The organism is Streptococcus alactolyticus (assembly GCF_012277075.1).
Lineage (GTDB): Bacteria > Bacillota > Bacilli > Lactobacillales > Streptococcaceae > Streptococcus > Streptococcus alactolyticus.
This window is the reverse complement of record NZ_JAAXMT010000005.1, coordinates 383,027-394,976: the sequence shown is the minus strand read 5'-3', so window position 1 is coordinate 394,976 and position 11,950 is coordinate 383,027. Positions and strand designations below refer to the sequence as shown.

At 38.4% G+C, this 11,950-nt stretch carries 14 protein-coding genes and 3 tRNA genes; 13 read left to right on the top strand and 4 right to left on the bottom strand.

The window, feature by feature from the left end:
- Positions 1-87: 87 nt before the first annotated feature.
- The 6 genes from HFK82_RS03850 (at position 88) to HFK82_RS03825 (ending at position 3,138) form a co-directional block, all read left to right on the top strand.
- Positions 88-1,110: a branched-chain amino acid aminotransferase gene (locus HFK82_RS03850; RefSeq protein ID WP_154455161.1), complete on the top strand. Its 1,023-nt coding sequence runs from the start codon at positions 88-90 to the stop codon at positions 1,108-1,110.
- Positions 1,111-1,182: 72 nt separating this feature from the next.
- Positions 1,183-1,413 carry a DUF2969 domain-containing protein gene (locus HFK82_RS03845; RefSeq protein ID WP_154455162.1) on the top strand — a complete coding sequence of 77 codons (231 nt, stop codon included), beginning with the start codon at positions 1,183-1,185 and terminating at the stop codon, positions 1,411-1,413.
- A 61-nt stretch (positions 1,414-1,474) separates the two neighbouring features.
- Positions 1,475-1,555 (top strand) — tRNA-Tyr (locus HFK82_RS03840).
- 9 nt (positions 1,556-1,564) lie between these two features.
- A tRNA-Gln gene (locus HFK82_RS03835) sits at positions 1,565-1,636 on the top strand.
- A gap of 126 nt (positions 1,637-1,762) precedes the next feature.
- The gene (gene rpsA / locus HFK82_RS03830; protein WP_154455163.1) at positions 1,763-2,962 is read left to right on the top strand and encodes a 30S ribosomal protein S1; all 1,200 of its coding nucleotides are present in this window, start codon (positions 1,763-1,765) and stop codon (positions 2,960-2,962) included.
- Between the two features lie 104 nt (positions 2,963-3,066).
- Positions 3,067-3,138, top strand: a tRNA-Arg gene (locus HFK82_RS03825).
- 82 nt (positions 3,139-3,220) lie between these two features.
- Here HFK82_RS03825 and HFK82_RS08955 read toward each other — a convergent pair.
- The 3 genes from HFK82_RS08955 to HFK82_RS03815 form a co-directional block, all read right to left on the bottom strand.
- A complete protein-coding gene (locus HFK82_RS08955; RefSeq protein ID WP_240928821.1) occupies positions 3,221-3,871 on the bottom strand; it encodes a site-specific integrase in 651 nt (216 codons plus the stop codon).
- A 56-nt stretch (positions 3,872-3,927) separates the two neighbouring features.
- Entirely contained in the window at positions 3,928-4,287 is a 360-nt protein-coding gene (locus tag HFK82_RS08950; RefSeq protein WP_240928820.1) for an Arm DNA-binding domain-containing protein, read from the bottom strand.
- Between the two features lie 129 nt (positions 4,288-4,416).
- On the bottom strand, positions 4,417-4,593 hold the full coding sequence (locus tag HFK82_RS03815) for a hypothetical protein (protein ID WP_168260862.1): 177 nt from the start codon (positions 4,591-4,593) through the stop codon (positions 4,417-4,419).
- 214 nt (positions 4,594-4,807) lie between these two features.
- Between HFK82_RS03815 and HFK82_RS03810 the strand changes: the two genes are divergently transcribed.
- The 3 genes from HFK82_RS03810 to HFK82_RS03800 all read left to right on the top strand — a co-directional run bounded on the left by HFK82_RS03810 (position 4,808) and on the right by HFK82_RS03800 (position 6,610).
- On the top strand, positions 4,808-5,059 hold the full coding sequence (locus tag HFK82_RS03810) for a hypothetical protein (protein WP_058833071.1): 252 nt from the start codon (positions 4,808-4,810) through the stop codon (positions 5,057-5,059).
- Between the two features lie 661 nt (positions 5,060-5,720).
- Complete coding sequence (locus HFK82_RS03805) at positions 5,721-6,326, top strand: hypothetical protein (RefSeq protein WP_168260861.1); 606 nt, start codon at positions 5,721-5,723, stop codon at positions 6,324-6,326.
- Between the two features lie 98 nt (positions 6,327-6,424).
- Positions 6,425-6,610: a hypothetical protein gene (locus HFK82_RS03800; protein WP_168260860.1), complete on the top strand. Its 186-nt coding sequence runs from the start codon at positions 6,425-6,427 to the stop codon at positions 6,608-6,610.
- Between the two features lie 534 nt (positions 6,611-7,144).
- Here the strand turns inward: HFK82_RS03800 and HFK82_RS03795 are convergent.
- Positions 7,145-8,065, bottom strand: coding sequence for a polysaccharide deacetylase family protein (locus tag HFK82_RS03795; RefSeq protein ID WP_168260859.1), 921 nt, complete (start codon positions 8,063-8,065; stop codon positions 7,145-7,147).
- A 197-nt stretch (positions 8,066-8,262) separates the two neighbouring features.
- On the opposite strand from HFK82_RS03795, the gene HFK82_RS03790 reads away from it, so the two are divergent.
- From HFK82_RS03790 to HFK82_RS03775, 4 genes are all read left to right on the top strand, one after another.
- Entirely contained in the window at positions 8,263-9,549 is a 1,287-nt protein-coding gene (locus HFK82_RS03790; RefSeq protein ID WP_168260858.1) for a homoserine dehydrogenase, read from the top strand.
- Positions 9,550-9,554: 5 nt separating this feature from the next.
- Positions 9,555-10,415, top strand: coding sequence for a homoserine kinase (gene thrB, locus HFK82_RS03785; RefSeq protein ID WP_168260857.1), 861 nt, complete (start codon positions 9,555-9,557; stop codon positions 10,413-10,415).
- Positions 10,416-10,627: 212 nt separating this feature from the next.
- The gene (locus tag HFK82_RS03780) at positions 10,628-11,311 is read left to right on the top strand and encodes an amino acid ABC transporter permease (RefSeq protein ID WP_168260856.1); all 684 of its coding nucleotides are present in this window, start codon (positions 10,628-10,630) and stop codon (positions 11,309-11,311) included.
- Positions 11,271-11,948, top strand: a complete 678-nt coding sequence (locus HFK82_RS03775) for an amino acid ABC transporter permease (RefSeq protein WP_168260855.1) — start codon at positions 11,271-11,273, stop codon at positions 11,946-11,948. The genes HFK82_RS03780 and HFK82_RS03775 overlap by 41 nt, the downstream gene beginning before the upstream one ends.
- Positions 11,949-11,950 lie beyond the last annotated feature (2 nt).

Genomic DNA, 11,950 nt, shown 5'->3' with positions numbered 1-11,950 from the left:
TCAAAATTTTCAGAATTTTACAAAAAACACTTGAAAAATGATAAAAAAAGCGTACAATAGGATAAAAGTCAGGAAAGAGGATTTATTATGACAGTAGATTTCGATTGGGAAAACTTAGGATTTGAATACCATAAACTACCATTTCGCTACATTTCGTATTATAAAGACGGCAAATGGGACGATGGGCAATTAACAGAAGACGCTGTTTTGCACGTATCAGAAGCCTCAACAGCTCTTCACTATGGGCAGCAGGCTTTTGAAGGTTTGAAAGCCTACCGCACCAAAGATGGCTCTATTCAATTGTTCCGTCCTAATATGAACGCTGAGCGTTTGCAACGTACTGCTGACCGCTTGTTGATGCCACAAGTTCCAACGGATAAGTTCATCGATGCCGTCAAACAAGTCGTGCGTGCTAACGAAGACTATGTGCCACCATACGGCACAGGAGCGACTCTTTACATTCGCCCTCTCTTAATTGGGGTTGGTGATGTGATTGGGGTACATCCAGCCGATGAGTATATTTTCACTATTTTTGCTATGCCAGTGGGAAATTATTTTAAGGGTGGCTTGGTGCCAACCAATTTCCTCATTCAAGACGAATACGACCGTGCAGCACCACACGGCACAGGAGCAGCCAAGGTTGGTGGAAACTACGCGTCTAGCCTTCTGCCAGGAAAAATTGCCCACGAACGCCAATTTTCAGATGTGATTTACTTAGACCCTGCCACTCATACCAAAATCGAAGAAGTGGGGTCAGCTAACTTCTTCGGTATTACAGCAGACAATGAATTCATTACTCCTCTTAGTCCATCAATCCTACCGTCAATTACAAAATATTCGCTTCTTTATTTAGCAGAAAATCGCTTTGGTATGACAGCCATTCAAGGCGATGTCAAATTGGATGAGTTGGATAAGTTTGTAGAAGCAGGAGCCTGTGGAACTGCCGCTGTTATTTCCCCAATTGGTGGTGTTCAGCATGGTGATGATTTCCACGTCTTTTACAGTGAAACAGAAGTTGGTCCCGTCACTCGTCAGTTATATGATGAATTAGTCGGTATTCAATTTGGAGATGTGGAAGCTCCAGAAGGATGGATTGTCAAAGTAGATTAAAGCAGGAATCAGGAAGCTTGCCCTTGCCAGCTTCCTATTTTTTCGGTAAAATGGGTAGAGCGAGGTGAGAGAATGAGTAAAAAAGATAAAAAAATTGAATTGCAATTGTCAGATAGCAAGGTCACTATTAATAATGCCAAGGTTGACGGATATGCCTTGCAAACAGGTAAAAAAACAATTGGTGAAATTGCTGAGTTGGAGAACCGTTTTGCAGTCGTTGAAAACGGCGAAGTTAAAGCCTTTTTCAAAAATTTAGAACAAGCCATTGAAAGCACGATTGAAAATTATAATCTTAATCGTTAAAAAGAAGTGAAAACTACTTGCATCGAAACAAAAACTATGTTAAAATAGTTTTTGTTGTAACGGAAGGGTAGCGAAGAGGCTAAACGCGGCGGACTGTAAATCCGCTCCTTCGGGTTCGGGGGTTCGAATCCCTCCCCTTCCATTCTGTTATTGGGGTATAGCCAAGCGGTAAGGCAAGGGACTTTGACTCCCTCATGCGTTGGTTCGAATCCAGCTACCCCAGTCAAAGGTATCAAGTTTTGGCTTGACACCGTCAAAGATAAAAGTTGTTGTCATTGCGGGTTACCTTGAGAAATATTATTGTTGTCAAAAGTTAGTTAAACTAACTTTTGTTGGAGGATTTTTTAGAATGAATGAATTTGAAGATTTACTAAACAGTGTTAGCGAAGTAAATCCAGGTGATGTAGTCACTGCGGAAGTTTTAACAGTTGATAATGAACAAGCAAACGTTATTATCGAAGGAACAGGTGTTGAGGGTGTTCTTACACTTCGTGAATTGACTAATGATCGTGATGCTGATATTAACGATTTTGTTAAAGCTGGCGACACAGTTGAAGTTCTTGTTCTTCGTCAAGTTGTAGGTAAAGATACTGATACAGTTACTTTCCTTGTCTCTAAAAAACGTTTGGAAGCTCGCAAAGCTTGGGATAAACTTGTTGGTCGCGAAGGTGAAGTTGTTACTGTTAAAGGAACACGTGCCGTTAAAGGTGGCCTTTCAGTTGAATTTGAAGGACTTCGCGGTTTCATTCCGGCTTCAATGATTGATACTCGTTTTGTTCGTAACACTGAAAAATTTGTTGGACAAGAATTTGAAGCAAAAATCAAAGAAGTTGTTCCAGCTGAAAACCGTTTCATCCTTTCACGTCGTGACGTTGTTGAAGAAAAAGCAGCTGAAGCACGTAAAGAAGTCTTCTCAAAACTTGAAGAAGGCGCTATTGTTAAAGGTAAAGTTGCTCGTTTGACAAGCTTTGGTGCATTCATCGACTTAGGTGGTGTTGATGGACTTGTTCACGTTACTGAATTGTCACATGAACGCAACGTTTCACCTAAATCAGTTGTTTCTGTTGGTGAAGAAGTAGAAGTTAAAGTTCTTTCAATCGATGAAGAAGCAGGTCGTGTATCACTTTCACTTAAAGCAACAACACCTGGACCATGGGATGGTGTAGAACAAAAACTTGCTGCTGGTGATGTTGTTGAAGGTAAAGTAAAACGTTTGACTGATTTTGGTGCTTTCGTTGAGGTATTGCCAGGTATCGATGGACTTGTTCACATTTCACAAATTTCACACAAACGTGTTGAAAATCCAAAAGATGTTCTTTCAATAGGACAAGAAGTTAAAGTTAAAGTTTTGGATGTAAATGCTGATGCAGAACGTGTATCACTTTCAATCAAAGCTCTTGAAGAACGTCCAGCACAAGCTGAAAACAACGAAGAAAAACGCCAATCACGTCCACGTCGTCAAAAACGTGAAGTAAAACGTGATTACGAACTTCCAGAAACTCAAACTGGATTCTCAATGGCTGATTTGTTCGGTGATATCGAATTATAATCACTAGCTAATATATCAGGTACGAGGTTGATGTTAATCGACCTCGTATTCTTTTTTTGTTTTGGTTTTTATTTTTCTGGAAATATGGTATAATATAACAGTTGCCACTCTTAGTGTAATGGATATCACGCAAGATTCCGGTTCTTGAGATAGGGGTTCGATTCCCTTAGGGTGGATACAACTATATTAAAAAAGGCTTGGTTTCAAGGCTTTTTTAATTCTAAAAATAAGTTTTGTCCAAAATTTGTCCAAAAATATTTAAATAATTTTTCTAACAAGTTCAAACACTTCATCTTGCCTTCTCTCAAATAGATGGGCGTACGTTTGAAGTGTTTCTGTAGCGTCCTTGTGCCCGACAAGTCTTGCAATTGAAACAACGTCAATATTATGATAAATCAAAAAGCTTACATACGTATGTCTCAAACCGTGACAAGTAACTTCCGTTTGAGTTCGTTTTTTAATTAATTTATTAGCCATGTTATTTGAAACGTGAGTAAATAATCTGTTATCTTCGTTTGCTACAAACCCAGAGTTTAAGTATTCATCTAGTTTTTGAATAAACTCTTCATCAATTGGAACTTTTCGTTCTGACTGATTATTCTTAGTTTTTCCCCAACCTCGCCTTGCGCCGTTAACTTTATATGTTCTAAAAACATATACATACAGCTCTTTGCGATTAATGCATTTGTCATCATTCGTCAAACCTTGCGCTTCAGAAAAACGTAGTCCTGTTTTTGCTACAACATAGCAGAAGAAGCTTGATTGATACTGAATTGTCTCACTAACACTTTCAATAAAGTCCTCCCGCTGTTCTAATTCAAGATAGTTCATCCCTTTTTTTGAAGATTCGATAGAAGAGTGAATTTTAACCAATGCTGTAAAATCTTTTTTTAAACTACCTTCGTGCAAAGCAACTTTCAGTGATTGCCTGATGTTTGAATTAACTCTTTTGACTGTGTCTTTTACTATCGTTCTCCCAATTGATTAAAGATTTTTTGATAATGTGTAGCTGTAATATCAACCATCTTTGCGTCTTTGAAATATTCTTTAATCACTTTGTGAGAGAATTTGTATTTAGTATACGTTTCAGGATCAACTTCAGGTTTTTTGTAAATTTCTATCCAATTGCCGAAATAATCAGCTAGACTTATTGTTTTATTTTCTTTAATGCCGTCTAATAAGTCTTTTTTAGCGATTGCCGCAGCATTGACGGCCTCGGCTTTGGTTCTGAAACCGCCTTTTGTTAACTGGTCGTATTTTCCATACATGTTTTTATAACTTATACGATATTCCCAACCATTTGAACGTTTACGAAAAGAAGCCATTGCTTTAACCTCGCTTTTTTGATAAAATGGGTATAGCAAAGAGACCTACGCATGCAGGTTCTTACTATACTACCAATTATTCCTTGCACTCAAAGTTTGGCGATGGAGAGTGTGAGGGATTTTTTTGTTTTATTGACCTGTATACTCACCAGTATTTGGGTCTATATAGCCTTGTTCAATTCCCCATTGAACTTGGTCATCATACCATTGCTGATGTGCTTGGTCATCGGCTATTTCTTCATCAGATGGATAATATCCTCCATAAAGAAAGTACACATAAGAATGGCAGATATCATAGCAAATCAAGCTTATTATTTGTCTAAAAGTGGGAAAATTAATGAATTAAAACAAAAAATGATTACACATTTTTTACCGTAATTATCGGCTGACTAACGTATGCTAGCTCTATAATTTCTGTAGTGGGTAAAATCCTGCTAAGAAATTATAGAGCTTTTTATTTGCAAATAAAATAATAGAGGAGTAAACTTAAGGTATCAAATACTTAAGGAGTGTATCTATTATGTCAAACTATGAAGAAAAAGAAGCAAAAGCATTAGTAAAAATTGCAGATGTTTTGAACAAACTGGATTCAAATTTAGAAGAATTAGATTCTCTAAATGAAGATGCGAAAAAACATAGTATGAGAAAATGGCTTGTTGAGAAAAAAGCCATGCATGAAATTAAAAAGATTGTACACGAAGCTGGCAAGTATGAAAAGTACGATGAAAAAGAATTACAAAAAGAAATTGAACATGTAGAACAATATATGTAAAAGAAAATATTAAAAAGAAGAGTGTGCAGTCCCTTTTTTGTGGCTCTTTGTCAACTGTAGTGGGTGGCAAAGTTAAGCTCTAGCGAGAACAAATGATGTTCTCGCTTTTTTGCTGTTCAAAGCGATGTAAATACGTTTTTTTAAAGTTGTCAAAGTTCCTGTAACCAAAAGCGCAAGTGATAAATTGGATATATTGGATATATTGTTACATACTTATGATTCTGAATGTTGGGTGAACGTTGGAGGTAACCATTCCTTCCTAGTCATTGAACCTCTTAGGAAGTTTGTAAGGTAGCTCCTCATAGCTCAGACCTAAGACGACTATCAGCTAATAAGTTGCATATATTTGAAGCAGAGCGAAGGCTCATTTAGTTAGTTGTTTTAAATTTGTGATAAATCCGTACTCCTGAGGGGGTATGTGATGGAGAGCTAACAAAGGTTAGCTCTTTTTTATTTTCCAAGTAAATTCCCAAATACCAACAAAGCTCATAATATCAACGTTTTTTTATTTTCCGTTATAACCACAAAAACAAGAAAAGTCCGCTTTAACGGACTAAAAAATAAAAAAATATCAAAAAAGTTTATAAAAAGTGTTGACGATTTATCTTACATGTACTGTAATATACTTGTAAGATAAAGAAAGACGAAAGAGGTAAACATTATGAAAACATGGAAAACAATTAGCATTACAGCATTAACAACATTAGGACTAATTGCAGGTGGTAGCTTCGTTTACACAAGCAATCAACCAGCTAACTACGAAGGTAAAACATTTAAATCAAGTGTTTCATCATCTAGTACTGAAGAAACTACCACTGAAGAAACTACGAAGACATCATCATTACCAGAAATGGATGCTTATGGTACAGAAACGGCTAGTGCTGAAGATAATAGTTATGAAGGACTATACATTAATAACGGACCAGGTCCTTACAATTGCGTAGGTGACAATGCTGAACCAGTCTCACGCTATGGATTTTACATCATGACACCAATGCAAAGAACTAATCAAATTATGGTTATACAATGCGGAGCTTCTCGTGAAAAGGGAGAATATGATGATATGGTTATCGTACATGGTGAAAATAATGATAGTGATTTAAGTGAGCTCAATTGTGATAGTGCTAAACAAAACGCTGAAGCTTTCTGTAGATGGCTTCGCCAGCAAGCACCAGACGGTACAACTCAAAATGGGTTGCAATCTAACTATGACTATTGGTGTAAGAATGAAAAATATAAATTTAAAACTGTTGACAATCATCAATAAAATAAAATGAAATAATATAATCAGAAAGATGAAAGAGGTAAATGAAATGAAAACAATTAAATTTAACAACAAAGTTAGCTGTACCAGCTGAAACAATCGTGGAATATTTGGAATATCGCAAACTTGGTAAAGAACTTGAAGAATTTTACAGCGAAGGTCTTAACCAAGCGCAAGATAATCTGGCTCAAAATATTATGATTTGGGCAAACGACATCGCAGGTCTCAATACAACTTTCCCAGAACTTGAACCAGAACTCGAAAAACTCGCTCTTGAGCTTATCTAATAAATTATGTTATACTATAAGTACCTCTTATCTAGGTACTTTTTTATCTTACAAATTGCACCCGATTCGGGTGCATTTTTGTCCAAAATTTGTCCAAAAACTTTAAAAAATACTAGGAAAAGTAAGAAAGAAAAACGTTAAAAAATAGCTACTTTTATATCTTTTTTTACTTTTTTATTCCTATGTAATACCCAAATATTCCCTTAGGGTGGATGATAGTTAACGTTTTCTTATGAGATGTTTTAAGCTTTATTTTAATTGCTAGTGCTAGTCTTATAAGTATAGGATATATCGGTTGATGCCATCCGTTTCTGTTTCATGAGGTGACCAATATGCAAAAGTACTCTTCTTATCGTCGGCAATTTCTCTGCTTGCTCATTTACCTTGTTGCAATCATTTATAATATAATGACTTTGAACATGGTCTTTGTTTATTTATGGATAGCGATTTTCTTGGGGCATCTGATGTTTTTGCTTTGTAGTATATTTAAAGATCATAAGCAGTAAAAGCACCCTTTGGATAGGGTACTTTTAGTTAATTAATGGTTGCCATTATGCTATCTGCAGTAGTTGTTGGTAGAATACGTATGCGGTTGAGTGACAGCAGTCCATTGTCGGCGCTTGCGAGTCCTTCGTTGGTGGTTACCCCAAGTTTGTAATCTAGATTTTCTGCAATTTGTAAGGTTGTGTCAGAATAACGTCCAGCAGGGTAAGCGATAGCAATGGTGTCTTGATTCAAGGAATCGTCTAGATACTGTTTGGAATCCTTCATTTCGGTTGTTTGCGTAGAACTGTCTGTGGCAGATAAATCAGGATGAGTCACTGTGTGGTCTTGGAAAGACATACCGTTGTTCTTCATTTCAAGCATTTCATCAAGAGATAAATTGGTTTGGCTACCAACTGTACTAGTGATCACATTATTGGTTGCCTTGACTTGGTATTTTTGTAAAATAGGGTAGGCATTATCATAAAAATCCCACAAGCTGTCATCAAAAGTTAGCCAGATAATTTTTTGATTGCCATTTGGAAGTACATTTTCAGTTAAAACCTTGTGGACTTCCTCAGGCGTTAGAAAGTAGTAGCCTTCGTTTGACAGGCGTTGAATGTGGCTTTCAAAAGTGGTCGGGTCAACGATGAGGTTGGCGTTAGCACTTTCTTCAGGCGCCATGACGTGGATGGCGTGGTACATGAGAATCGGGAAATGGATGGCCGTGTCTTGCTTGACCCAGTCCACTTCACTGCTTTCTTGGGTAGTGGTCGATGAAGAAGTACTGCTAACAGCAATCATAGTGCTTTCTTGTTTTATGACATCTTGTGCTTGTTTTGTTGCGTGGTTAGGTTTTGCTATAAAAAAGATGGTGACTCCAGCGATAACACAAGCAAATGCTAAGAAAAACCAAATAAGGACAGTTGGTTTCTTCTTTTGGCGCCTGTGGCGATGGCTTCGTTTTTCCATAATGTAATAAAATCTCCTTGTTAAATCATTCGTTTACTTCTATTCTACTATTTTTTTGGCTTAAAATGGAAGCTTTTCTGAAAAATGACGGCTATTTTTAATGAAAGCTATTTTTCTGTAAATTCTGAATAATTTTGTGGTATAATGTAAGAAATGTGTTTATTTTAGAGAGTTTTTCTCAAATGAAGGAGGAGACGATGTCATTAAAAATTGCTTTACTTGGATTTGGTACGGTTGCTAGCGGAGTGCCGTTTTTGCTGGAAGAAAACCATTCAAAAATTGTAGAGGCAGCTCATGACACCATTGAAATCGCTAAAGTTTTGGTGAGAGATGACGAGGAAAAAAATCGTTTAAGAGCAGCAGGTCACGATTATCATTTTGTGACAAATATTGATGATATTTTAAACGATGAAAGCATTGCAATTGTGGTTGAATTGATGGGACGCATTGAGCCAGCTCGTACCTTTATCACAAGAGCCCTTGAGGCAGGCAAGCATGTGGTAACAGCCAATAAAGATTTGGTGGCGACCCATGGGAAAGAGTTGATACAATTGGCAAAAGACAAGGAAGTTGCCTTTTATTATGAAGCAGCAGTTGCTGGGGGAATTCCAATTTTGCGTACCCTTGCCAATTCATTGACTTCAGATAAAATCACACGTATTTTGGGCGTGCTTAATGGAACATCTAATTTCATGATGACCAAAATGGTGGATGAAGGTTGGACTTATGAGGATGCTCTTAAAACAGCTCAAGAATTAGGATATGCTGAAAGTGACCCAACAAATGACGTGGAAGGGATTGACGCGGCTTACAAAGCTGTCATTTTAAGTCAATTTGGTTTTGGAATGACCATTGATTTTGATGATGTGGCTCATAAAGGCATTACCAACATCACTCCTGACGATGTGGCAGTGGCTCAAGAATTGGGTTATGTGATTAAATTAGTGGGTGATATCCGTGAAGTTGCTTCAGGTTTGTCCGCAGAAGTGTCACCAACCTTCTTGCCAAAAACACACCCATTGGCTAGTGTCAACGATGTTATGAATGCTGTTTTTGTGGAATCTATTGGTATCGGGGAGTCGATGTACTATGGACCTGGTGCGGGTCAAAAACCAACAGCAACCTCTGTTACGGCTGATATTATTCGCATTGCACGTCGTATCAAAGACGGTAATGTTGGCAAACCATTTAATGAATTTGAGCGTGAAACCAAGATGGCTGACCCAGCAGATGTGAAGAGCCATTATTACTTTGCGATTAACACGCCTGATAAGAAGGGGCAATTACTGCGTTTAGCTAAAATTTTCAATGCGGAAGATATCTCATTTGAGCAAGTACTTCAACAAAAAGCGAATGGCACACGTGCACGTGTGGTCATTATCACGCACGTCATGAGCCAAACCCAATTGGCATCTGTTACAGCTAAGTTGGAAGCTATTGACGATTTCCAAGTGCTTAATACATTGAAAGTATTAGGGGAATAAACTATATGAAAATTACTGTACCAGCGACTTCGGCCAATTTGGGCCCAGGTTTTGATTCGGTGGGGATTGCGGTATCCAAGTATTTAACTATTGAGGTTTTAGAGCCTTCTGAGAAATGGGAGGTCTTGCATGACTTGGACGGTGTTCCTAACGATGAGAACAATCTTTTGATTGCGACGGCTTTGAGTGTGTGCTCTGAATTAAGGCCGCACCGTGTGAAAATGGTGTCTGATGTTCCTTTGGCCAGAGGTCTGGGGTCATCGTCATCGGTTATCGTGGCAGGGATTGCCTTGGCTAATGAATTGGGGCAATTGCATTTGTCAAAAGAAGAGATGTTGGCTATTGCTACTAAAGAAGAAGGGCATCCTGATAATGTTGCGCCAGCTATTTTTGGGCAATTGGTGGTGTCATCGTACGTTGATGGCAAGGTTAGCCATGTTGTGGCCAAATTCCCTGAAACGGCTCTGATTGCTTTCATTCCCAATTATGAATTGAAAACCAGCGATAGCCGCCGTGTCTTGCCAAGTGAATTTGCTTATAAAGAGGCCGTAGCCGCTTCTTCCATTGCCAATGTAGCACTTGCGGCACTTTTGACAGGTGATTTGGTGACGGCAGGTAAGGCCATTGAAGCTGACCTTTTCCATGAGCGTTTCCGCCAACAATTGATAAAGGAATTTGCGCCAATAAAAGCAGCGGCCCATGAACTTGGTGCCTATGCCACTTATTTATCAGGAGCTGGGCCAACTATCATGGTCTTGGCGCCCAAAGATAAAGAAACAGCCATTTTTGAGTGTTTAATAGCTCTTCAGTTGGATGGTGAAGTTGTATCTTTAAACATTGACCCTCAAGGGCTTGTGATAGAATAATTCCATTATTTTAATCAAAGTGATATTAAAACACACACCTTAACGATTGGACGTCTTGTCTAATGGTTAGGGTGTTTTTTTGTTTTGTCTAAAAAACGCGGCGTATAGCGTATTTTGTCATAAAAAAGACTTATACCCAACCATAAAAAATTTAGAGTACACGATTAGGTCTTATTCTTTTATAATACTTTTATACGATTTGGAGGGGTGCTATGTTAGATTGGTCGTTTATTGTTGCAAATATTCCCCTATACCAAGAAGCTTTGGTGTTAACAGTTCGGCTGGCTTTGTTTGGTATTTTGGGAGCTATTGCGTTGGGCTTTGTCATCAGTCTTATACGCTATTATCATGTTCCGATTTTGAATACGATTTGCAAGGCTTACGTTGAATTGTCACGCAATACGCCTCTTTTGATTCAACTGTATTTTTTGTATTTTGGATTGCCAAAGATTGGTGTGATGCTTGAACCTGAAACCTGTGCTATTGTAGGCTTGATTTTTCTGGGTGGGTCTTACATGGCAGAATCTTTCCGTTCAGGCTTAGAAGCCGTTTCTGCTAGGCAATACGAAGTGGGATTGAGTATCGGATTAACACCTTTACAGAATTTTAGTTATGTCATTTTTCCGCAATCGTTGGCCGTTGCATTCCCCTCACTTGTCGCCAATGTCATTTTCTTAATCAAAGAAACGTCTGTTTTCTCCATTGTTGCTTTAGCTGACTTGATGTATGTCACTAAAGATTTGATTGGCTTGTATTATAAGACAGACGAGGCTTTGTTGATGTTGGTACTGGCTTATTTGGTGGTTTTGTTGCCCTTGTCTTTAGTAGCCAAATGGTTGGAAAGGAGGTTGAACAATGCAGGTTTCGGGATTGCACGTACTTTTTCAGGGGAATAATGTATGGCGTTTGCTTCAAGGTTTGCTGGTCACGATTAACATTGCCTTGATTTCTATTGTAATTTCTCTTGTGCTTGGGTTTTTCTTTGGTTTTCTTTTGATTTCTCGCTTTCGCGTGGTGCGTATTGCTTCTCACATGTATTTAGAATTCATTCGCATCATGCCCCAGTTAGTTCTCTTGTTTTTGGTTTATTTTGGTTTGGCACGCACTTTTAATGTCAATTTATCCAGTGAAGTGGCGGCGGTGATTGTCTTTTCCATGTGGGGAACGGCTGAAATGGGCGATTTGGTCAGGGGTGCTCTACTTTCCTTACCTAAACACCAATTTGAGAGTGGTTTGGCTTTGGGGTTGAGCAAGGGACAATTGCTCATTCATGTGATTATCCCGCAAATCTTACGGCGATTATTGCCCCAAGCGGTCAATTTGATGACGCGGATGATCAAAACCACTTCCTTGATCGTGCTGATTGGGGCGGTAGAAGTGGTCAAGGTCGGGCAACAGATTATTGAGGCCAATCGTTTAACGGTTCCCAGCACCGCCATTTGGGTTTATGGCTTGATCTTTTTCTTGTATTTCGCGGTCTGTTTCCCGATTTCAAGATTATCTGGTTATTTAGAAAAGTGTTGGAAGGAGTGACT